We start from the raw sequence: 22,109 nt of genomic DNA, 5'->3' as shown, positions 1-22,109 counted from the left end.
TCTTTCCATCTTCTGATTCACTTGATGAAAACCATTCAACTGGGCCGCAGCGATCTGTATGTCACCCCGGTCTGCCTGGGCACGATGACCTTTGGCGAACAGGTCGACGAACCCGGCGCCCACGCCATCATGGACCGCGCGGTTGCACTGGGCGTCAACTTTCTGGACACGGCCGAAATGTACGCCGTTCCACCCCGTGCCGAGACCTACAACGCCACCGAGAAAATCATTGGCAATTGGCTTGCAGCCCGCCCGGGGCTGCGCCAAAAACTGGTCATCGCCACCAAGGTGGCCGGGCCATCACGCGGCATGCCATGGGTGCGGGGCGGCAAGGCCGACCTGTCGGGCGAAGACATCATTGCCGCGTGCGATGACAGCCTGCGCCGGCTCAAGACCGATGTGATCGACCTCTACCAAATCCACTGGCCCAACCGCGCGGTGCCGATGTTCGGTTCCATGTACTACAAGCCTGCCGATGACCGCGTGGTGACCAGTTTGCATGCGCAACTCGACGCCTTGGGTCAACTGGTCAAGGCCGGCAAGGTGCGTGCCGTGGGCCTGTCCAATGAGACGCCGTATGGCGTGCATGAAATGGTGCACTTGGCCGCTCAGCACAACCTACCGCGTGTGGCCACGGTGCAAAACGTTTACAACCTGGTCAGCCGGGGGCTGGAAAATGGTCTGGACGAAACCATGCACCGATTGGGTGTGTCACTGTTAGCCTATTCACCACTGGCCTTTGGCTTGTTGACCGGCAAATACGATGCCAGTGGCATTGATGGACCCAACGCACCGAAGGACGCGCGCATCGCCCGCTACGAGTCGGTGCGCAAACAGCGCTGGGGTCGCCCGGAATCTTTGGTTGCGGCGCGCCGCTACAACGCGCTTGCACAGGCCCACGGCCTGACTCCCACGCAGATGGCTTTGGCCTTCTGTTACACCAAGTGGCAGGTGGCCAGCACCATCATCGGCGTGACCACGCTGGCGCAACTGGATGAAGATATGCGGGCCTTTGGCACCACGCTAAGCCCCGAAGTGCTGGCGGCTATCGATGCCATCCGTCTGGAGATGCGGGACCCGGCCTGCTAGGTCTGTGACACGCGCCAAACACATAGTGCTCGGCATGTGGCTGAATTGACGATGGCAGGTGCTGTCGGACGCCCGTGTCGATTAGCGCGGTAGACGTTAGTCCTGCTTTTCTCGCGTTCCAAGTGTATGAATATGAGATCCCATAGTGCCCGACCGGAGCCAATCGTCTACCTGCGGTAGCAGAGAAACAACTTGATTCGCAAGGGATTCATACTTCTGGCGGTCTTCGCCGAAGCCGGCAAACGAAAAACCCCGCAAGTGGTCACCGGTCAAGGGGCCACGTTGCTCCAGGCGTCCCCGGCGAAGTGGGGACAGATGCGTCACCTTGATCTTCTCTTCTGGCACAGTCTCTCCCCAGCTCGTCAGCAGGTCGCCGCGCTGGCGCCGTCCGAACTCGAGGATGAATTCCCCCCCATACTTCCAGTACTGGACGTCCAGAAGGTCCAACGCTTCAGCACTGCGTCGATAGACGGAGCCGTTCGCGACAAAGCCAAGCTGTGCAACTGCGGGCGCAAGGACGCGCTTGAAAGCTTGCCGCATGAGACCACCTTCGCGTGACATGCCGCTTCGTCGTTGGATGGGGCCTGACTACGCCAAGCGCGCCCGGTGCCGTGCAATCTGCAGCTGCACCTGCGCGGGGGCCGTGCCACCCAGAGTCTTGCGGGCGTTCAGCGAGCCGCGCAAACTTAGGCATTCGTACACGTCTTTCTCAATCGTCGGGTTGAATTCTTGCAGTACGGCCAAAGGCAATTCGGACAGGTCCACTTGGTGGCTGGTGGCTGCCTTGACGGCGTGGGCCACGATCTCATGCGCATCGCGGAAGGGCAGGCCCTTCTTGACAAGGTAGTCGGCCAGGTCGGTGGCGGTGGCATAGCCTTTCAGCGCGGCCTGTTCCATCGGCACGGGGTTGACGGTGATGCCGCCTTCCTTGAGGCCGGTGGCCGGGTTCAGTTGGCCGCCGACCATCTCGGAGAAGATGCGCAGCGTGTCTTTCAAGGTGTCTACGGTGTCGAACAGCGGTTCCTTGTCTTCCTGGTTGTCCTTGTTGTAAGCCAGGGGCTGGCCCTTCATCAGCGTGATCAGGCCCATCAGGTGTCCGACCACACGGCCGGTCTTGCCGCGCGCCAGCTCGGGCACGTCGGGGTTTTTCTTCTGCGGCATGATGGAGCTGCCGGTGGTGAAGCGGTCGGCGATCTTGATGAAGCCGAAGTTCTGGCTCATCCACAGAATCAGCTCCTCGCTCATGCGGCTGATGTGCACCATGCACAGGGTTGCAGCAGCGGTGAATTCAATCGCAAAGTCGCGGTCGCTGACCGCATCCAGGCTGTTCTGGCAGACCTGGGGATTGCCCTTTTCATCGACCATGCCCAGCGTGCGGGCCACGCGTTCGCGGTCCAGCGGGTAGCTGGTGCCAGCCAGGGCTGCGGCGCCCAGGGGCAGGCGGTTGGTGCGGCGGCGCACTTCCGCAAAGCGCTCGGCATCTCGGGAAAACATTTCCACGTAGGCCAGCATGTGGTGGCCAAAGCTGACCGGCTGGGCTACTTGCAGGTGGGTAAAGCCGGGCAGGATGACGTCGACATTCTTGTCGGCCACATCCACCAAAGACTTTTGCAGGTCCACCAGCAGTTCGCCAATCAGGTCGATTTCACTACGCAGCCACAGGCGCACATCGGTGGCGACCTGGTCGTTGCGGCTGCGGCCGGTGTGCAGGCGCTTGCCGGCATCGCCCACCAGCTGGGTCAGGCGGGCCTCGATGTTCAGGTGTACGTCTTCCAGGTCCAGCTTCCATTCGAAGTTGCCGGATTCGATATCGCCGGTGATCTGCGCCATGCCACGCTGGATGGCGGCGTGGTCTTCCGCGCTGATGATGCCCTGGGCTTCCAGCATCTCGGCGTGGGCCAAGCTGCCGGTGATGTCGGCCTGCCACATGCGCTTGTCAAAGAACACGCTGGAGGTGTAACGTTTGACCAGATCGCTCATGGGTTCGGAGAACAGCGCGGACCACGCCTGGGACTTTTTATCGAGTTGGTTTTTGGACATGGTGGGCAGGGCGGGTAATGGAGTCAAAATCCGGATTCATGAAAGACACCCAAATATTATCGGCGTTCCACGAAGCGGCTGCGGCCGCGGATGCGCCGGCCCCTGGTGCGAGGCCCGTGGAGGCCTCTTCGGTGTTTGATGCCTGCCAAACCGGTGTGGTGCTGCGGGCGGTGCTGTTTGTGGAGGTGTGCGCCGGGGTCGGTGTTGGCTTTTTTTCGTTCAATGTGGAGGACTGGGTCGTCCGATTGGCGATGGTTACGGGCGCGGCACTTCCGGCGACATTGGTCTGGCTGCTATTGGCCTGCGTGAGCAAGCGTGTACTCGCACGTTTGCAGCCGCTGCTGCAGTACACGCTTGCAGTCGCCATGGGTGGGGCTGCCGGTTTGTATGGCTGTTCGATGCTGGCCTGGTCGGGCTTGTTGCCAGGGCCGCCCTGGATTGCCAGCGCGTTTGCCGGCCTGTTGTTGTCGGGCATTCTGGTAGCTGCCCTCGTCATGCGCAGCAAGGGCCGTATGCCGGCTGACACGTCGGCGCGATTGGCCGAATTGCAGTCCCGCATCCGTCCCCATTTTCTGTTCAACACGCTGAACAGCGCGATTGCGCTGGTGCGCGCCGAGCCCGCCAAGGCGGAGGCCTTGCTGGAGGACTTGAGCGACCTCTTCCGCGAAGCCTTGAAGGATTCCGGTGAACCGGTGCGTCTGGCGCTGGAAATCCAGCTGGCCCAGCGCTACCTGGACATTGAGCAGGTGCGTTTTGGCGACCGCCTGCGTGTGCAGTGGTCGTTGGATCCAGCAGCGGACGAAGCCCAATTGCCGCCCCTGCTGTTGCAGCCCTTGGTGGAAAATGCGGTGCGCCACGGTGTGGAGCCCAGTGCTTCCGGTGCCGATGTGCGCATATCCACCCAACGCAGGGGTTCCATTGTGGTGATCAAAGTGACCAATACCGTTCCCAACGGCCAGGGCGAGCAGGGCCAAGGGCTGGCCTTGCGCAATGTGCGCGAGCGCCTGGCTTTGCTGCACGACGTGCTGGGGCAGTTCAAGAGCGGCCTCAAGGACGGTGTCTACCAGGTGCGCATCGAGGTGCCGCTATGAGCGATGGCGTGCTCAAAGCCCTGGTGGTGGACGACGAGAGCCTGGCGCGGGCGCGCATGCGCACGCTGTTGTCCGATTGCAAGAGCCCCGCGGTGCATTGCGTGGGCGAGGCGGCCAATGCGGTGCAGGCCATGGCGCTGCTGCAACACCAGGAGGTTGACGTGGCCTTGGTGGACATCCACATGCCCGGCTCCGACGGTTTGACTTTGGCGCGTTCATTGCAATCATTGCCGCAGCCCCCAGCGCTGATCTTTGTGACGGCCCATGCCGAGCATGCAGTGGAAGCCTTTGAATTGGAGGCCTCCGATTACCTGACCAAACCGGTTCGTCTGGAGCGGCTCCAACAAGCGCTACAAAAAGTAGAGCGTTTGATGCAGGCCCGACGAGGGCTAGAGGCCAGATCGACCAAAGCCGATGTACTGATCATTCAGGAGCGTGGCCGAACCGAGCGCGTGCCCCTGCAGCAGATTCTGTACTTCAAGGCCGAGCTGAAGTATGTGACCGTACGCACGGCCAGCCGCAGTTACATCCTGGACGGCTCGCTCAACGAGCTGGAAGAAAAGCACCGCGCTGATTTTGTACGCATACACCGCAACGCATTGATTGCCCGGAGTGCGGTGCGGGCGCTGGAGAAGCACTTTGATGCGGAAGAGGGGGAGGGGTGGGCAGTGCGGCTCAACGGTATTGATGAACTGCTGGCTGTGTCGCGGCGCCAACTTGCCGCGGTGCGGGAACTGGTTTCGCGCTAGCTTCCGAACTTCCAGCTCCCACTCCTCCCAACCAGGACCCTAACTAGCCGGTATTCCGCAACCCCGCAGCAATCCCGTTGATAGAAATATGAATCCCCCGCTGCACCCTCTCATCCGCCTGCCCCGCCCGGTAACGCCGCACCAGCTCCACCTGCAAATGGTGTAAAGGATCAATGTACGGAAACCGATGGCGAATCGAGCGCTGCAACGCCGCGTTATTCGCCAAACGATTCTTGTCACCGGTGATGGTGGCTAGTGCCTGGGCCGTGCTGTGCCACTCGGCCTCAATCGCCGTGAAGATCTTCTTGCGCAGTCGCGCATCGGCCACCAGCTCCGAGTAGCGCGAGGCCAGGGCCAGATCGCTCTTGGCCATCACCATGTCCATGTTGGATAGCAAGGTCTTGAAGAACGGCCACTGGCGGTACATCTTCTGCAGCAGGGCGGTGCGCTCCTTCTGCTCGGCAGGAGTGCCCGATGAGATGAAGGCTTGCACCGCCGAGCCAAAGCCGTACCAACCTGGCAACGTCAAACGGCATTGCCCCCAGCTGAAGCCCCATGGAATGGCGCGCAGGTCTTCGATGCGTTGCGAGGCCTTGCGCGAAGCCGGGCGCGAGCCAATATTCAATTCCGCAATTTCGCGTAACGGCGTGGCGCTGAAGAAATACTCGGTGAAGCCGGGGGTTTCGTACACCAGCGATCGGTAGGCCGTCATGCTGTTGCGCGACAGCTCGGCCGCGGCATCCAGAAAGGCCTGGGTGGCGGATTTGGTGGGTTGGAGCAGTGTGGCCTCCAGCGTAGCGGCCACCAGGGTTTCCAAATTGCGCCGGCCGATTTCGGGATTGGCATATTTGGAGCCAATCACCTCACCCTGCTCGGTCAGGCGAATCTGGCCGCGTACTGTGCCGGGGGGCTGAGCCAGAATTGCCTCGTAGCTGGGGCCGCCGCCGCGGCCGACGGTGCCGCCGCGGCCGTGGAACATGCGCAAGCGGATGGGTGTCGTTTTGGTCAATTCATCAAACAGCTCCACCAGTGCAATCTCGGCCCGGTACAGCTCCCAGTTGCTGGTGAAGATGCCGCCGTCCTTGTTGCTGTCGGAGTAGCCCAGCATGATGTCCTGCTCGCCACCGCTGCGCTGCACCAGCGCCGCGATGCCTGGCAGGGCGTAGAACTCGCGCATGATGGGGGCGGCATTGCGCAGGTCTTCAATGGTCTCGAACAACGGGACGACGATCAGGTCACAGACCGGGCTTAGCGGATCGGGCGCAGCCGACGGGCGCGCGCTACTGTTGCCGTTCAGCACGCCACGCATCAGGCCCACTTCCTTTTGCAACAGCAGCACTTCCAGCAAGTCGCTGACCGATTCGGTATGGCTGATGATGTAGTGGCGGATCGCATCGGTGCCGAAGCGCTCACGCATGAGTTTGGCGGCGGAGAATATCGCCAGTTCACTTTGCGTGTGGGCGGAATAGCTGATGCCGTGCACTTGCAGGGAGCGGGCATCACCCAACAGGCCCATCAGCAGGCTGCGCTTGGCGACCTCGTCCAGGTCGGAATAGTTGGTCTCGATGCGGGCGGTGGCCAGCAGTTCGGCGACGACCTCTTCGTGCTTGTCCGAGCTTTGGCGCAGGTCCACCGTTGCCAAATGAAAACCAAAGACCTCGACCGCCCGTATCAGCGGATGCAGGCGCTCCGCCACCAGTGCCGAGCCATGGTTCGCTTTCAGCGAGGTTTCAATGGTTCGCAATTCGGTGGCAAATTCCTGGGACCGTGAGTACGGATTCTGCGGCGCGATGGCATGGCGTGCGGCCTCGGTTCCGGTGAGTTCGCGCAGGGTCGCGGCCAGGCGGGCGTAAACGCCGGTCAGTGCGCGGCGGTAGGGTTCGTCCATGCGGTGCACGTTCTGGTCCGGCGAACTTTCGGCCAAGGCCCGCATGTCTGGCGTACATTCGTTGAGCATTGCCGAAACCGACAATTCGCCACCCAAGTAGTGCACTTCGGTCAGGTAATGGCGCAACACCACTTCCGCCTGGCGGCGCAGCGCGTAATCCAGCGTCTGTGCACTGACGTTGGGGTTGCCATCGCGGTCGCCGCCAATCCATTGGCCCATGCGCAAGAAGCTGTGCACCGGCTGGTTGTTGCCCAGCAACTGTTCCAGATTGGCATAGAGTTTGGGGATCTCGCGCAAAAAGGTGGATTCGTAGTAGCTGAGCGCATTCTCGATTTCATCGGCCACGGTGAGCTTGTTGAAGCGCAGCAACCGCGTCTGCCAGAGCTGCATCACCCGAGCGCGTATTTGCGCCTCGTTGTTGGCCAGTTCGCGGGCGGTGAGAGCATCTTTTTTGCTCTCAAAAAAAGCGCCGCGCATTTTGATTTCGTCCCGCTCGCTGAGCAGGCGGGCAATGCCACGCTCAGCATCCAAAATGCTCTTGCGCTGCACTTCGGTCGGGTGGGCGGTCAGCACCGGCGACACATAGCTTTGCGCCAGCATGTTGGAAATGGTCTTGGGTGCAATGCCGGCCCAACGCAGGCGCGACATGGCTACCTCTACGCTGCCTTCTTGCGTGTCACCGGCGCGCTCGTGGACGGCGCGGCGGCGGATATGGTGGCGATCCTCGGCCAGATTGGCGAGGTGCGAAAAGTAGGTGAAGGCGCGTATCACGCTCACTGTCTGGTCGCCGCTCAGGCCCTTGAGCAGCTTCTTCAAGGCCTTGTCGGCTTCCTGGTCGGCGTCGCGGCGGAATGCGACCGACAGGGTGCGTATTTTTTCGATCAGTTCAAATGCCGCGTCGCCTTCCTGTTCGCGGATCTCGTCGCCCAGTATCCGGCCCAGTAGGCGTATGTCTTCGACCAGGGGGCGTTCGTTGTCTTTGGCGCGCTTGTTGGGGGCTGGGGCGGATACATTTTTCATGAGGCCCATGCTAGCATTGCCCACTCGCAATAGATTACAAATGGGTTACGACGCACAGGCCATGCTTGCACACAATTTAACGATCGCCACCCGCGAGAGCCGCCTGGCGCTATGGCAGGCCGAACACGTGAAGTCACTGCTGGAGCAGCAAGGGCATAAGGTGACCCTGTTGGGCATGACGACCCGCGGTGACCAGATTCTGGACCGCTCGCTGAGCAAGGTCGGTGGCAAGGGGTTGTTTGTCAAGGAACTGGAGGTGGCGCTGGAGGCGGGGCAGGCCGATTTGGCCGTGCATTCACTCAAAGACGTGCCTATGGAGTTGCCGGAGGGTTTCAGTCTGGCTTGCGTCATGGAGCGGGAAGACCCGCGTGACGCCTGGGTCTCCAGCCGTTACGCGACGCTCGCGGACTTGCCGCAGGGCTCCGTGGTTGGCACATCGAGTTTGCGGCGCATGGCGCTGCTGCGCGCGCTGCGTCCCGACCTCAAGATCGAAGGCCTGCGTGGCAATCTGGACACCCGTTTGAAGAAGCTGGACGATGGCCTGTACGACGGCATCGTGCTGGCGGCCGCAGGGCTCAAGCGCCTGGGTTTGGAGTCGCGCATCCGCGCCACCTTTGAGCCTGAGCAGATGCTGCCAGCCGCAGGCCAGGGGGCTTTGGGCATCGAGGTGCGATCGGACCGTGCGGAACTGCTGCAGGTCTTGCAGCCCCTGTTGCATGCGCCCACTTGGCGTGCGGTGTCCGCTGAGCGGGCGGTCAGCCGTATCATGGGCGGGAGCTGCTCCATGCCCTTGGCGGCCTACGCCACCGTGCAGGGGGACCATCTGAGCATTCGGGCCACCTGGGGCGACCCCGAGGGCAAGCTGCCCTTGGTGCATGCTGAGGCGCAGGGTTTGGCACCAGACACCGCCGCTGCAACGCTATTGGGCGAACAGGTTGCTCGTGCCCTGCAGGCCCAAGTCGGTTCGCAGACCAGCCACGGGAGTTAATGCCATGCGTGTCATCGTTACCCGACCGATCCAGGAAGCCGCGCAATGGGTCCACGCGCTCAACGATGCCGGTTTCGATGCGTTGGCATTGCCCCTGATCGGCGTGCTGCCCCCGCCCGACCCCTCGGCGGTTGCTGCGGCCTGGGCACGCATCGGCGAATTTGACGCCGTGATGTTTGTCAGCGGCAACGCTGTGGACCACTTCTTTGCGTCAAAGCCACCGGTAGCCCCCGTATTTGGTATGCCTGGTGCTACGAATATAAGAGCATTCGTGACTGGGCCCGGCAGCTTCTCGGCCTTGAAACGGGCCCAGGTGGACGTCCGCTGCATCGATATGCCGGACCGTGCGGCCGAGCAATTTGATTCCGAAGCCCTGTGGGCCGTGGTCGCGCCGCGTGTGCGCCCGGGCTACCGGGTGCTGATCGTGCGTGGCAGCGCCAGTGTGGATGGCGCACCTGTGGCAGACAAGGCCGCCGATGGCGTAGGCCGGGACTGGTTTGCCGAGCAGGTTCGCGCCGCAGGTGGCACGGTGGAGTTTGTGGTGTCCTACCAGCGGCGCCCGCCCGCGCTGTCGGATAGCGACCAGGCCCTGGTTCGGCAGGCCGCTGCCGATGGTTCTGTGTGGTTGTTCAGCAGCTCTGAGGCCATCGGCAATTTGGTCGCCACCTGTGCGGACCAGTCCTGGGCGCAGGCCAAAGCGGTGGTCACGCACAGCCGCATCGCACAAGCGGCCCACAAGGCAGGTTTTTCTGTTGTTTGCGAGTCACGCCCTACGCTGGCCGCCCTGATGGCGTCTATAGAATCGGTGGCATGAACACCGAGCCCAGCCTGACCACGGCGAATGCGCCTACGGAAGGCTCGCCAACTCCCTTGCCCGTCTTCCCATCCAGCCGCCGCGGCGGCACTACTCTGCAGCGCCTGCAGTGGATCATCGCAGCTGTTGCCATATTGGCCCTGGTGGTGAGCGTGCTGCTGTGGCAAAAACTGAGCGCGATCCAGGAGCAACTGGCGCGTCAGAGCGCCGACACGGGTAGCCAAGCGGCTGAGGCCAGAGTCACGGCACGCCAAGCCCAGGAACTGGCGATGGAAACCGCCGCCAAACTGGCTGTGACTGAGGCCAGGCTCAGCGAAGTCTCCTTGCAGCGCACCCAGCTCGAAGAGCTGATGCAAAGCCTTTCGCGCTCGCGGGACGAGAATCTGGTGGTCGACATCGAGTCCTCGCTGCGTCTTGCACAGCAGCAGGCGCAATTGACCGGTAGTTTGGAGCCCTTGTTGGCAGCCCTCAAGAGCGCGGATTTGCGCGTCAGCCGCGCCGCCCAGCCACGCTTGACCCCCTTGCAGCGGGCCATTGCACGGGATATCAACCGAATCAAGGCCACGGCGTTGGCCGATACACCGGCGCTGCTGGTCAAGCTGGACGAGTTGGTGCTGCTGGCTGACGAGTTGCCGGTGGCCAATGCTCTGCCCACGCCGCGCTCCAACGACACACTGAAGCGCAAACCCGAAGAGACCGTCACCAGCTGGTGGGTCCGCATGGGCTTGCTGGTGCGTGACGAGGTGCGCAACCTGGTGCGAGTCAGCCGCATCGAGGATCCGGATGCGGCCCTCCTGTCACCCGAGCAATCCTATTTTTTGCGGGAGAACTTGAAGCTCAAGTTGCTCAATGCCCGCCTGGGTTTGCTGTCACGCCAAATCGAATCGGTGCGTTCCGATCTGGGGGCTGCTTCCGCCGCAGTGGGGCGTTATTTCGATGCGTCCTCGCGCAAGACCCAGGCCGCCAGTGCGTTGTTGCAGCAGGTGCGCGGCCAGATGAAGGCGCTGGAATTGCCGCGCGTAGATGACACCTTTGCGGCGCTGGCGACTGCAGCCGCAGGACGCTGACACCATGCGGGTCGCACTCTGGTTGATGGCCCTGTTTGCCGTTGCGGTGGCCAGTGCCCTGTTCGCGGGGGACAACCACGGCACGGTGACGCTGTTCTTTCCACCCCACCGGGTGGACTTGTCGCTCAATCTGTTTTTGCTGCTGCTGGCCGGCGGTTTTCTGACCCTGCACCTGGCCATGCGCGCCCTGGCGGCGCTGACCAGCATCCCCAAGCAGGCACGCCATTGGCGCTTGCTGCAAAAAGAGCGTGGCATGCACACCGCATTGCTGGAGTCCCTGGCGCACCTGGTGGCGGGGCGCTTTGTCAGAGCCCGCAAGGCGGCAGAGTTGGTGATTTCGCTCGAAGAGTCGGTGCAGCGAAGTGGCGAACGCGTGCCGTATGGACCGCGCTTGCGCACACTGGCCCATGTGCTGGCGGGCGAGAGCGCCCACGCCCTGCAGAATCGCAGCGTGCGCGATGCCCATTTCACGCTGGCACTGCAGGAGTCTGAGGGGCGCGAAGCCCAGGACGCCCGCGAAGGTGTGCAATTGCGCGGTGCCCAATGGGCGCTGGATGACCGCGACGCCGCTGCTGCGATGCAGTGGCTCGACCAACTGCCACAGGGTGCTTCACGTCGCACGCTGGCCCTGCGCCTGCGCTTCCGGGCGGCCCGGCAAACGGGCCAACTGCCGTTGGCACTGGAAACCGGTCGGTTGCTGACCAAGCACCGCGCTTTTTCCGAAGCCGCGGGCAAGAGCATTGCACGGGGCCTGGCAATTGAGCTCATACGCGCCGCGCACGACAGTGTGCAGATCCAGCGGGCCTGGGAGGCCTTGGACACGCCCGAGCAACTGGTGCCCGAAGTCGCATTCGAGGCGGCCGAGCGCCTTTTGGCCCACAGTGGTTCCGTGGTCGTTTCGCGGCAGTGGTTGCTACCCATCTGGGAATCCATGGTGCAAACCCCAAGCGCGCTGACACTGGCGCAGCGTGTGCGCATGGCCCGCGTGCTGGAGCAGGGTTTTGCCACGCCCGATGGGGCACCCGACGCCGCTTGGCTGAGCCGCATCGAGACGGCGCAAATGAGCAACCCCCGCGACGCGGTGCTGCAGTATTTAGCCGGCGTGGTGTGCATGCGGCTGAGCTTGTGGGGCAAATCCCAACAGCTCTTCAAGCAATCCCTGGCCATGCTGCAGGACTCCGAATTGGCCCGGGACACCTGGCTGGCCCTGGCCCGTATGGCCGAACAGCGCCAAGATACGCAGGCCGCCGCGCAGGCCTACCGGGAGGCTGCGAATAGGTGACGGGAGCGGGATTCAGGGCTATTATGCGGCCATGGCAACACTCACCGAACACATCATCAAGCTGACCGATCACCGGGATCGGGAGCTTCTGGAGTTGACCCTTTCCAAGGCATTGATTGACTTGTTGCGCATAGAACGGGTGGTCGTCGCGCGCGTCGTCAGTGAAGAAGGCGTCAAGCGATGGCTGGAGGTTACGTCGCTGGACGTGCGGGGTGGTGGCAAGGTCGTGGACCCGTTGCGCGTGGACTTTAATTCCTTGCGCGAACTGGCTGATGAAAAAGACCGATTGCGCTGCTTGCAAACCCGGGGCTTGGTGGAGTATGCCTGGGCGGGTGAGGATGGTCCCCGCATCAGCTTTATCCCCTTGTATGCGGATTCGGCCACTGATGACGAGGGTGTTATCGAAGTGCACTCCGGCGCAGCGTTGAATCAGGGCCAGTTGCAAGTCATTGACGACATGGTCCATGTATTTCGCAACATGTACAAGCTGCTGGCCTACAGCGACCGCGATGCGCTGACCGGCTTGCTCAATCGCAAGTCTCTGGACGACACTTTCTATAGTGCCGTACTGGAGGAGATGGACCATGGCCTGGAGGGCGAGACCGCTGTATTGGAAGCTTCGGTGCTGCCGGTCGCCGAGCGCCGGCACCGCGTGCCGCCCAACTACTGGCTGGGTACGGTGGATGTCGACAACTTCGGTACCATCAGCGACAAGAGCGGCCACCTGATTGCCGAAGAGGTGCTGTTGCTGGTGGCCCGCATCATGAACAATACGTTCAGAACCTATGACCGCATCTACCGTTTGGGTGGTGAGCAGTTTGCGGTGCTGATGCACTGCCCGGACGAGGCCTTGGTGCTGGCGGCGTTTGAACGCTTCCGCGCCAACATGGAGAAGTTCAATTTCCCCCAAGTGGGTCGGGTTACCGCTTGCGCCGGGTTCACCCGCGTCACGGCCGAGGATTCGCCCAGCACGACGCTGGAGCGTGCGGAACGTGCTGTGGACTATGCCCAGCGCAACGGGCGCAACCAAGTCTATAGCCACGATGATCTGGTTCGCAAAGGCTTCTTTGGCGATGCGGTCAAGGTAGGCGCAGTCGATCTGTTCTGAGTACCCGTTCACCAAAAAACAAAGGGGCCCAATGGGCCCCTTTGTTTTTGTATTCGGCAACCCTGGAATGCAGGGTTGCCGAATGTCTACCGGGTCATCAGGCCGCCGGTGGCTGCTCGAATGGCAGTGTCATGTTGCGCAGATCACGCTTGGTTTCCACCAGGATCAGCGGGCCGGTCTCCAGGCTGACCGGTTCCGGGCGTTCGCGGGGAACATGGATGGGTCGTGGTTCGGCCGCAATCGCCGCTTGCACGGCGGCGATCTTGTCCGCATCGGAGTTCACCCACTGCAGGCCAGAGCTTTGCGCCACACCGAGCAGGGCTTCCGTGGGCAAGCTGTAGGTCGAGACCTTGGGCATGCGTTCCACGGGTGCTGCGGGGGTGGGCATTGGGGCAGCCGGCACAACGGCAACAGCCTCTACCGGTGCGGCAGTGGGGGATGCGGTTGGCGCCACCATAGCAACAGGCACGGGGGCTACAACAGCATCGACAGCTGCGGTATCCGCCTCACCCGACGGCACGGATGCCTGGGTCGGCACCCGCAGGTCGGGGCGCTCTTCACGTTCACCACCACGTTCGCCGCCGCGCTCTCCACGCGGACCCCGGTCGCGGCCATAGCGGTCGCGCTGACGTTTTTCACGGGGTTCACCGTTTTCGTTGCGGGGTGTGGGTGCTTGGCCGTTGGCATCCACACCAACATCGGCTTGGGCATTGGCAGACGCCGCGTTTGGCACGTTGTCGACCTCAGCAAAGCCGAGTTGGGTCTGCTGGTTGCTGTCGCCAGCTGCGCTGCGGCCTTCGCCATCCGGGCGGGGACCACGGCCATTGCGGCCGCCGCGACCATTGCGACCGCCTTCGCGGTTTTCGCGTCCTTCACGCCCCTCGCGGCTCTGGCCCTCGTTGCGCGAGCCGTTGTCGAGGCTGCTTTCGGCTGTGCCTTCGGCACGGCTTTCACTACGGGTTTGCTGCTCGTTGCGCTCACCGCCCTCATTGTTGCGTTCGCCATTGCGACCACCGCGGCCGCCGCGCTCTCCACGCTCGTTGCGAGCACCGCGATCCGGGCGTTGCTCCTGGCGGTTTCCGTCGGTGCCAGCGGGTTGGCCGCTAGCCTGCAGGTTGGCGTCCATAGCCATGGGCTTGCCTTCGGCGTCAAAGCGCTCGCGCTGTGTGCCGCCTTGGCGTTCGCCACCACGGCCGCCGCGCCCGCCACGGTTGTTGCGTCCGTCACCACCACGGCCTTCACCGCGGGGCCCACGACCTTCGCCACGGGCCTCGTTGCGACCTTGGCCTTCACCACCACGGCCTTCACCGGACTTGTTGCCTCCACGGTTGCCGTCGCGGTTGCGGCCATCGCGTGTTTCGCGGCCTTCGGGGGCCTTGGGTGTGGCAGCGGGAGCAGCCGGCTTCACAGGTGCGGGTGGCTCCGCGCCAAACAGGCTCTTGATCCAGCCAAAGAAGCCCTTTTCTGCCGCCACGGGGGGCTTGACCTCTGCGGGTGCCGGGGCTCCGCGTTGCGGGGTTGCTGCATTGGCGGCTGATGGGGCCGGTGCCACGGGGCGGGGTGCCGCGACGGGGGCTGGTGCATCCGGCAGCACACCCTTGATGATGGGTGTCTGCTTGTTGGTGGGCTCTTGCGAGCGGCGGGTCACCCCGGTGGGATCTTCGATCTCGTCGGCCAGTTTGTAGCTGGCTTCGATATTGTCCAGACGAGGGTCGTCGTGCTTCAGACGCTCCAGACGGTAGTTGGGGGTTTCCAGCGTCTTGTTGGGCACCAGCAGCACGTTGATGCGCTGCTTGAGCTCGATCTTGGCAATCTCGGAGCGCTTTTCGTTCAACAGGAAGGATGCGACGTCGACGGGCACCTGGCACAGCACGGATGCGGTGCTGTCCTTCAGTGACTCTTCCTGGATCACGCGCAGGATCTGCAACGCGCTGGATTCGGTGTCGCGGATGTGGCCGGAACCACCGCAACGCGGGCAGGGAATCGATGCGCCTTCGGAAAGAGCAGGGCGCAGGCGCTGGCGGCTCATTTCCATCAGGCCGAACTTGGAGATGGTGCCGAACTGCACGCGGGCACGGTCCTGGCGCAGCGCGTCGCGCAGGCGGTTTTCCACCTCGCGGCGGTTGCGCGACTCTTCCATGTCGATGAAGTCGATGACGATCAGGCCACCCAGATCGCGCAGGCGCATCTGGCGCGCCACTTCGTCGGCGGCTTCCAGGTTGGTGCGGGTCGCGGTCTCTTCGATGTCGCCGCCCTTGATGGCGCGGGCCGAGTTGACGTCCACGGACACCAGTGCTTCGGTGTGGTCGATGACGATGGCGCCGCCGGAGGGCAGGCTCACGGTGCGGGCATAGGCCGATTCGATCTGGTGCTCGATCTGGAAGCGGCTGAACAGCGGGGCGTCGTCACGGTAGCGCTTCACACGTGCGGCGTGCTCGGGCATGACATGGGCCATGAACTGGTGGGCCTGCTCGTACACGTCGTCGGTGTCGATCAGGATGTCACCGATGTCGTGGTTGAAGTAGTCGCGGATGGCGCGGATCACCAGGCTGGATTCCTGGTAGATCAGGAAGGCGCCCTTGCCGCCCTTGGCCGCGCCGTCGATGGCGGTCCAGAGTTTGAGCAGGTAGTTCAAGTCCCACTGCAGTTCGGGCGCGCTGCGGCCGATACCGGCGGTGCGCGCGATGATGGACATGCCGTTGGGGTATTCCAACTGGTCCATGTTTTCCTTGAGTTCGGCGCGATCGTCGCCTTCGATGCGGCGCGAAACGCCACCGCCGCGCGGGTTGTTGGGCATCAGCACCACATAGCGGCCGGCCAACGAGATGAAGGTCGTCAGGGCAGCGCCCTTGTTGCCGCGCTCTTCTTTTTCGACCTGGACCAGCAGTTCCTGGCCTTCTTTGATGGCGTCCTGGATACGGGCCTGGCTGGCCGAGACGCCTTGTTGGAAGTATTGCTTGGAGATTTCCTTGAATGGCAGGAAGCCGTGGCGGTCTTCGCCGTAATCGACGAAGCAGGCTTCCAGACTGGGTTCGACGCGGGTGACGACGGCCTTGTAGATATTGCCCTTGCGCTGTTCGCGTCCTTCGATTTCGATTTCGTAATCGAGGAGTTTTTGTCCATCGACAATGGCCAGGCGGCGTTCTTCGGCCTGCGTGGCGTTGATAAGCATCCGTTTCATGGGATTGCGTCCTTCTTCTTCAGTTTTACATGCCCTCTAGGGCTATTGATACCTGAACAGACGAATCGAAGCGAAAAGGAATTGCCGGAGAACTTCGACTCAAATGAGGCGACGAAGCGTAGGCGCGTGGAGGGGAGCGAGGGGATGCGTTTGTGGGTTAGCTATCAATTGCATAGCTTGTTGCGCCCGTTGGACGGGGGCTAGAGGCCGATTCATGCCAAGCAACGGAGCGAGAACGCTCCGTAGGCAAAGACACACCAGGCACATCAGCACAAACATCTCGCTTCTATCCGTTTGCAGACGAGGGGTCTGCAAACTGTGGGTATTCCGTATCAGTGTTTCGATTCGCAGTCTTGACCGTGTTGTTTGCAAACCACCACAGGCATTTGGCGTGTGGTTTGTTTGCGGGTCCAACCCGGCGGCATCGACCTTCCAGCGCGTCTGTGTATGGCGTGTGGACTAAACTCCAGACAAATCAACCACTTACAGCGCATCGCTAGTGAAACACATTATAGGGGGCAATCCCAAGCCCCCGTCCGCCCCTGCTGCCCCCCAGGTGAAAACCCTGACCATCGACGAGGATGGGGCCGGGCAGCGGCTGGACAACTACCTGATGCGCCACCTGAAGGGTGTGCCCAAGACCCATGTCTACCGCATCATCCGTAGCGGTGAGGTGCGGGTGAACAAGGGGCGGGCGACCGCCGAGATGCGGTTGAACCTGGGTGACGTGGTTCGCGTGCCCCCGGTGCGGATTTCGGAGCGGGTGGCAGAAAAAGCCCAAGCCATGGCCGAGCACGCAGCGAGCCATGCGCCGGCCAAGGAATTCGCCGTGTTGTTTGAGGACGACAGCCTGCTGGCAATCAACAAACCGGCTGGAGTGGCCGTCCACGGGGGCTCCGGCGTCAGTTTTGGCGTCATTGAGCAATTGCGCATGGCGCGCCCCCAGGCCAAATTTCTGGAGCTGGTGCACCGGCTGGACCGCGAAACCAGTGGCATCCTGCTGGTAGCCAAAAAGCGCAGCGCGCTGAAAAACCTGCAAGACCAATTCCGCGAGCGGGAAACCGGCAAGACCTACCTGGCCTTGGTCATTGGCCAATGGCCCGCCAACAAGAAGGTGCTGGACAAGCCCTTGCACAAATACCTGCTGGCCGATGGCGAACGTCGCGTCAAGGTAGTGGCCAAGGATGACCCGGATGGCATGCCCTCGCTGACCCTGGTCAAGGTGCGTGCGGCCGGTGGCGTGGTGCCGGGGGCGCACCAAGTGCCCGTTGCCAGTGACCGGGGCTATTCTTTGCTGGAAGTGACCATCAAGACCGGACGCACCCACCAGATCCGCGTGCATCTGGCCTCGGAGGGCCTGCCCATTGTGGGCGACGACAAGTACGGTGACTTTGACCTCAACAAAGCGCTGGCCCGCGCCAGTAGCGCTACGCCGCTCAAACGCATGTTTTTGCACGCGTGGCGGCTACAGTGCAGGCATCCGGCCACCGGTGCAGATATGGAGTTGCGGGCCGAATTGGCGCCCGAGCTGGTCCAATTCATGCATCAGGTCTTGCCACAGGCGCTCTAATACACGATTAACGTTTGCCTTCACCTTTCCACGCCCATATCCATGCCGACCCGCCCCTCCCGCCCTTTTGACTTGATTGCCTTTGACTGGGACGGCACCCTGTTTGACTCCACGGCCATCATTACCCGCTGCATCCAGGCCGCCGTGGTTGACGTGGGCGGGCGCAGGCCCAGCGACCAGGAGGCGTCGTATGTCATCGGCCTGGGCCTGATGCAGGCTTTGGCCCACGCCGCGCCCGATGTGCCGCCCAGCAAATACGCGGAGCTGGGCGCACGCTACAAGCACCACTACACAGCCCACCAGAACGACATCAGTCTGTTTGACGGCGTGCTGCCTATGCTGGCGGACCTGAAAGCCCGCAACCATGTGCTGGCCGTGGCCACGGGCAAAAGCCGCCGAGGACTGAACGAGGTGTTGAAGACCTCGGAATTGCAGGGTGTGTTTGACGCATCGCGCACGGCGGACGAGACCGCCGGCAAGCCCCATCCCTTGATGCTGCAGGAGCTGATGCAGGAGTTTGGCGTGCCTGCCCACCGCGTGCTGATGGTGGGCGACACCACACACGACCTGCAGATGGCGCTGAACGCCGGCTGCCCCAGTGTGGGCGTCAGCTACGGCGCCCATGAACCGGCCGCTTTTGCCGAATTGAAACCTTTGTTCGTTGCACACACGGTCGCCGAGCTGCGTGCCTGGTTTGCCGAACAGGCCTGACGTGTACACGCGGTCCGCCATGCACGAAGAAGCCTACGGCCCTCCCATTGCGCTGTGCAACTCCCGCGATCTGGTTGATAGCGGCGAGGCCGTGCCCTTCGACGTGGTCTACTGCGGGCGCACGGCGCGGGGCTTCGCCATCCGCTTTCAGGGCCAGGTCTATGGCTACCTGAACCAATGTGCCCACGTGCCGATGGAAATGGACTACCAACCCAACCGCTTCTTTGATAGCAGTGGCCAGTGGCTGATGTGCGCCACCCATGGCGCCATGTACCGGCCGCAGACCGGCCATTGCATAGGCGGCCCCTGCCGTGGCGGGCTGGTCAAGATAGCCATGACCGAACGCGATGGCGTTGTGCACTGGCATACTGGTCCCAACTTGCAAGCCATCGAATTTTGAAATATTTGCCTCGAACAACCCCCACGACTTCTCCATGATGCCGAATTCACCCCAAGCCCCCGAAGATATTACTGATGCTGCTATTAAAAACGAAGCATCCGCGGCCGCACCCCGCACAGACCCGGCGCCTGGCTGGGAACGCAGCGCACTGGAGACCGTGGCTTTGGCCGCCATCGCCGAGCAGCGATCGGCCCGCCGCTGGCGCAATGCCATCCGCATCGCCTGGTTGATGTTTTTGATGGTGTTGGTGTGGGTGGGCGTGGATCGGGGTAATCCGACGACGGACACCACAACACCGCACACGGCCCTGGTCAAGATCCAGGGCGAGATCGCCTCGGGCTCGGAAGCCAGTGCCGAGCTGATCGTTGCTGCCATGCGCAGCGCCTTTGAGGACAAGGGTGCGCGCGCCGTGGTCCTGCTGGTCAATTCGCCGGGTGGCAGCCCGGTGCAGGCCGGCATCATCAACGACGAAATCCTGCGCCTCAAGGCCTTGCACAAGAAGCCGATTTACGCCGTCGTCGAAGAGACCTGTGCCTCTGCGGCTTATTACATCGCTGCCGGCGCCGACAAGATTTTTGTCGACAAGGCCAGTGTGGTCGGCAGTATCGGTGTGCTGATGGACGGTTTTGGCTTCACGGGCCTGATGGACAAGCTGGGCGTGGAGCGCCGCCTGATGACGGCCGGCGAGAACAAGGGTTTCATGGACCCCTTCAGCCCCCAGACCGAGAAGCAACGCGTCTATGCCCAAGCCATGTTGGACCAGATCCACCAGCAATTCATCAGCGTCGTGAAGGCCGGCCGTGGTGCCCGCCTGAAGGAGACGCCAGAGACATTCAGCGGCCTGTTCTGGACGGGGCAGCAAGCCATCGACATGGGCTTGGCCGACCAGTTGGGCAACCTGGACTTCGTTGCACGCGAGGTGGTCAAGGCCGAAGAGTTGATCGACTACACCCGCAAAGACAACGTGGCTGAGCGCCTGGTCAAGCGCTTTGGCGCCTCCATCGGTGAAGGCAGCGTGCGGGCTTTGCGCGCGCTGCCCGCCCTGCACTGAGTTGCTGCCCTAGCGGCCTATGGCGAACACTGTGGGCAGCGTGTTGGCCAGGGTCCAGGGTTTGTGCTTCCAGTTCTTCGCCACATCGCTGTAGCAGACGGCCGATTCCAGCGTGAGCCCACTGGCGGTGGCTAGGCGCGTGTTGTGCTGCAGGGTGTGCAGCAAGGCTTGCTGCATGGCTTGGTTGCGATAAGGTGTTTCGATAAAAATTTGTGTTTGCCCGGTCTTTAGCGCCAGAGATTCCAATTCGCGTATGCGCTGGCTGCGCTCGGCCGGTGTGCTGGGCAGATAGCCGACAAAAGCAAAGCTCTGACCGCTGAGCCCGCTGGCGGCCAGGGCCAATAGCAGAGACACCGGGCCCACCAGCGGTACCACACGCAAACCCAGATCGTGCGCGGCGCGGACCACCGACGAGCCCGGGTCGGCAATGGCGGGCATGCCTGCTTCGCTGACGAGACCCATGTGGTTGCCGTCCAGTGCAGGCTGCAGCAGGTAGCGCGCGTCGAAATGGCCCTGGTGGTCGCCTTTTTTATGCACCGCATGCGGGAGTTCCTGCAATTGCATGGCCTGCAGCGGTTGGCACAGCGGATGGGTCTCGCCAATGCGTTTGAGGTAGGCCCGTGTGGACTTGGCGTTTTCGCAGATCCAGTGCTGTAGCGAAGCCGCCACCTCCAGGGTTGCAGCGGGCATGCTGCGGTCCAGCGCGACCTGGCTGTCACAGCCAAAGTCCAACGGGGCCGGGACGAGGTAGAGCGTACCCGTGGTCATGGGGTGGTCCGCGGGCCAGCCAGCAATTGGATGCCCGCTGCGCGCAGCATGCGGCTGGTGCGTATCAGCGGCAAGCCGACCAGGGCGGTCGGGTCATCGCTGTCAATGGCATCCAGCAGCGCAATACCCAAGCCCTCGCTCTTTGCGCTGCCGGCGCAGTCGTAGGGTTGTTCCAGAAGCAGGTAGTTTTCGATTTCCGTGTCGGTCAGGTCGCGGAACTGAACCCTGACTGGCGCCAGTGACTGCTGGCTGAAGCCTGTGTCCAGGCACACCACGGCCACCGCGGTTTGGAAAATGACTGTTTTGGCGCGCATCTGGCGCAACTGCATAGTGGCCCGTTCGTGCGTGCCGGGCTTGCCCAGCGCCAGGCCACCCAGATCGGCCACCTGGTCTGAGCCAATGACCACGCAATCGGGAAAGCGCGCGGCAACCGCATGGGCCTTGGCCAGCGCCAGTCGTCGGGCCAGGTCGGCGGGGTGTTCGCCCGGTAGCGGTGTCTCATCTACCAGCGGTGATTCCACGGAAAAAGGGATGTTCAGCCGGTTTAGCAATTCGCGCCGGTAGGCGGAAGTTGATCCGAGTATCAGTTTGCGGTTGGGAATGTCTGGCATGGCCCGATTCTCTTACACTGCGCGCATGAAACACGACTACGATGCCCGGCACCTGAACATCGAGGCTTTTGCCAAAGCGAATGAAAGCCTCTCTGGCACGCAGCAGCTGGCGCAATTTGACCGTTTGTTGGAAGAGGCGCAGGGGGCGGGTGGCGACAATGCCGTGCTTTTCAGCGCCGAAGGCATGACGCGCCCCAACGGGAGCACCGCCGAGCAGATTTGGCTGACGCTGCGCGCGCAAGTGGCTTTGCCGCAGACTTGCCAGCGCTGCCTGGGGCCGGTAGAGGTACCGGTGACATTTGAGCGGGAATTCCGTTTTGTGGCAACCGAGGACGTAGCCGCTGCGGAGGACGAAGAATCCGAAGAAGACGTGCTGGTCCTGAGCCGTGACTTCAATTTGCTGGAACTGGTGGAGGACGAGTTGCTGATGGCCTTGCCGGTCGTGCCCAAGCACACGGTTTGCCCTGGAGATATCAAGCTGCAGGTGGCCGATGCGGACTTCAGCGAAGAAGAGGACGCCAAACCCAATCCCTTTGCCGTTTTGCAGCAGCTTAAAAACAAGCACTAGCCCAGGTTGCCACTTTGGGCTATAATCTAAGGCTTCGCGTGTAAAAACTGCCGCGTTTTTAACTAACCCCCAGTGTTGCATTTTGCATTGAGCAATGGCGCAGCACCCAGCTG

At 62.4% G+C, this 22,109-nt stretch carries 19 protein-coding genes; 13 read left to right on the top strand and 6 right to left on the bottom strand.

Annotated features, from left to right (window positions below):
- The first annotated feature begins 24 nt into the window (after window positions 1-24).
- Window positions 25-1,089: an aldo/keto reductase gene (locus AC07OO_RS10455; RefSeq protein WP_495082043.1), complete on the top strand. Its 1,065-nt coding sequence runs from the start codon at window positions 25-27 to the stop codon at window positions 1,087-1,089.
- 96 nt (window positions 1,090-1,185) lie between these two features.
- On the opposite strand, the gene AC07OO_RS10450 is transcribed toward AC07OO_RS10455, so the two are convergent.
- The gene (locus AC07OO_RS10450) at window positions 1,186-1,650 is read right to left on the bottom strand and encodes a hypothetical protein (protein WP_495082042.1); all 465 of its coding nucleotides are present in this window, start codon (window positions 1,648-1,650) and stop codon (window positions 1,186-1,188) included.
- 27 nt (window positions 1,651-1,677) lie between these two features.
- Window positions 1,678-3,129 (bottom strand): argininosuccinate lyase, encoded by a 1,452-nt coding sequence (gene argH, locus AC07OO_RS10445; protein ID WP_495082041.1) that lies wholly within the window; start codon window positions 3,127-3,129, stop codon window positions 1,678-1,680.
- Between the two features lie 38 nt (window positions 3,130-3,167).
- Between argH and AC07OO_RS10440 the strand changes: the two genes are divergently transcribed.
- Both AC07OO_RS10440 and AC07OO_RS10435 read left to right on the top strand, forming a co-directional pair.
- Window positions 3,168-4,220, top strand: a complete 1,053-nt coding sequence (locus AC07OO_RS10440; protein ID WP_495082040.1) for a sensor histidine kinase — start codon at window positions 3,168-3,170, stop codon at window positions 4,218-4,220.
- The gene (locus AC07OO_RS10435) at window positions 4,217-4,969 is read left to right on the top strand and encodes a LytR/AlgR family response regulator transcription factor (RefSeq protein WP_495082039.1); all 753 of its coding nucleotides are present in this window, start codon (window positions 4,217-4,219) and stop codon (window positions 4,967-4,969) included. The genes AC07OO_RS10440 and AC07OO_RS10435 overlap by 4 nt, the downstream gene beginning before the upstream one ends.
- A 43-nt stretch (window positions 4,970-5,012) precedes the next feature.
- Here AC07OO_RS10435 and ppc read toward each other — a convergent pair whose 3' ends face one another.
- Entirely contained in the window at window positions 5,013-7,877 is a 2,865-nt protein-coding gene (ppc, locus tag AC07OO_RS10430) for a phosphoenolpyruvate carboxylase (RefSeq protein ID WP_495082038.1), read from the bottom strand.
- 61 nt (window positions 7,878-7,938) lie between these two features.
- Between ppc and hemC the strand changes: the two genes are divergently transcribed.
- Genes hemC through AC07OO_RS10405 form a run of 5 tightly spaced genes read left to right on the top strand, consistent with a single transcriptional unit; the run spans window position 7,939 to window position 13,136 of the window.
- Window positions 7,939-8,865 carry a hydroxymethylbilane synthase gene (gene hemC / locus AC07OO_RS10425; protein WP_495082037.1) on the top strand — a complete coding sequence of 309 codons (927 nt, stop codon included), beginning with the start codon at window positions 7,939-7,941 and terminating at the stop codon, window positions 8,863-8,865.
- Between the two features lie 4 nt (window positions 8,866-8,869).
- Window positions 8,870-9,679 carry a uroporphyrinogen-III synthase gene (locus AC07OO_RS10420; RefSeq protein ID WP_495082036.1) on the top strand — a complete coding sequence of 270 codons (810 nt, stop codon included), beginning with the start codon at window positions 8,870-8,872 and terminating at the stop codon, window positions 9,677-9,679.
- Window positions 9,676-10,746 (top strand): uroporphyrinogen-III C-methyltransferase, encoded by a 1,071-nt coding sequence (locus tag AC07OO_RS10415; RefSeq protein WP_495082035.1) that lies wholly within the window; start codon window positions 9,676-9,678, stop codon window positions 10,744-10,746. The genes AC07OO_RS10420 and AC07OO_RS10415 overlap by 4 nt, the downstream gene beginning before the upstream one ends.
- A gap of 4 nt (window positions 10,747-10,750) precedes the next feature.
- Window positions 10,751-12,028: a heme biosynthesis HemY N-terminal domain-containing protein gene (locus AC07OO_RS10410; RefSeq protein WP_495082034.1), complete on the top strand. Its 1,278-nt coding sequence runs from the start codon at window positions 10,751-10,753 to the stop codon at window positions 12,026-12,028.
- A 31-nt stretch (window positions 12,029-12,059) separates the two neighbouring features.
- On the top strand, window positions 12,060-13,136 hold the full coding sequence (locus tag AC07OO_RS10405) for a GGDEF domain-containing protein (protein WP_495082033.1): 1,077 nt from the start codon (window positions 12,060-12,062) through the stop codon (window positions 13,134-13,136).
- Window positions 13,137-13,233: 97 nt separating this feature from the next.
- Here AC07OO_RS10405 and AC07OO_RS10400 read toward each other — a convergent pair whose 3' ends face one another.
- Window positions 13,234-16,317 carry an Rne/Rng family ribonuclease gene (locus AC07OO_RS10400; protein ID WP_495082032.1) on the bottom strand — a complete coding sequence of 1,028 codons (3,084 nt, stop codon included), beginning with the start codon at window positions 16,315-16,317 and terminating at the stop codon, window positions 13,234-13,236.
- Between the two features lie 499 nt (window positions 16,318-16,816).
- On the opposite strand from AC07OO_RS10400, the gene AC07OO_RS10395 reads away from it, so the two are divergent.
- Genes AC07OO_RS10395 through AC07OO_RS10380 form a run of 4 tightly spaced genes read left to right on the top strand, consistent with a single transcriptional unit; the run spans window position 16,817 to window position 20,049 of the window.
- Complete coding sequence (locus AC07OO_RS10395; RefSeq protein WP_495082031.1) at window positions 16,817-17,887, top strand: RluA family pseudouridine synthase; 1,071 nt, start codon at window positions 16,817-16,819, stop codon at window positions 17,885-17,887.
- A 42-nt stretch (window positions 17,888-17,929) separates the two neighbouring features.
- Entirely contained in the window at window positions 17,930-18,598 is a 669-nt protein-coding gene (locus tag AC07OO_RS10390) for an HAD family hydrolase (RefSeq protein WP_495082030.1), read from the top strand.
- 19 nt (window positions 18,599-18,617) lie between these two features.
- Window positions 18,618-18,998, top strand: coding sequence for a Rieske (2Fe-2S) protein (locus tag AC07OO_RS10385; RefSeq protein WP_495082029.1), 381 nt, complete (start codon window positions 18,618-18,620; stop codon window positions 18,996-18,998).
- 34 nt (window positions 18,999-19,032) lie between these two features.
- Entirely contained in the window at window positions 19,033-20,049 is a 1,017-nt protein-coding gene (locus AC07OO_RS10380; protein WP_495082028.1) for a S49 family peptidase, read from the top strand.
- A 9-nt stretch (window positions 20,050-20,058) separates the two neighbouring features.
- Here AC07OO_RS10380 and AC07OO_RS10375 read toward each other — a convergent pair whose 3' ends face one another.
- Together AC07OO_RS10375 and AC07OO_RS10370 are read right to left on the bottom strand one after the other, a co-directional pair.
- Window positions 20,059-20,817, bottom strand: coding sequence for an SAM-dependent methyltransferase (locus AC07OO_RS10375; protein WP_495082027.1), 759 nt, complete (start codon window positions 20,815-20,817; stop codon window positions 20,059-20,061).
- On the bottom strand, window positions 20,814-21,428 hold the full coding sequence (locus AC07OO_RS10370; RefSeq protein WP_495082026.1) for a Maf family nucleotide pyrophosphatase: 615 nt from the start codon (window positions 21,426-21,428) through the stop codon (window positions 20,814-20,816). Before AC07OO_RS10370 ends, AC07OO_RS10375 begins: the two co-directional genes overlap by 4 nt.
- A 25-nt stretch (window positions 21,429-21,453) precedes the next feature.
- Between AC07OO_RS10370 and AC07OO_RS10365 the strand changes: the two genes are divergently transcribed.
- Entirely contained in the window at window positions 21,454-21,996 is a 543-nt protein-coding gene (locus AC07OO_RS10365) for a YceD family protein (protein ID WP_495082025.1), read from the top strand.
- The last annotated feature ends 113 nt before the right edge of the window (window positions 21,997-22,109 follow it).

This window comes from Rhodoferax sp. GW821-FHT07G04, from assembly GCF_059418585.1.
The sequence above is the reverse complement of the archived record's forward strand: the minus strand, read 5'-3'. Positions and strand labels throughout refer to the sequence as shown.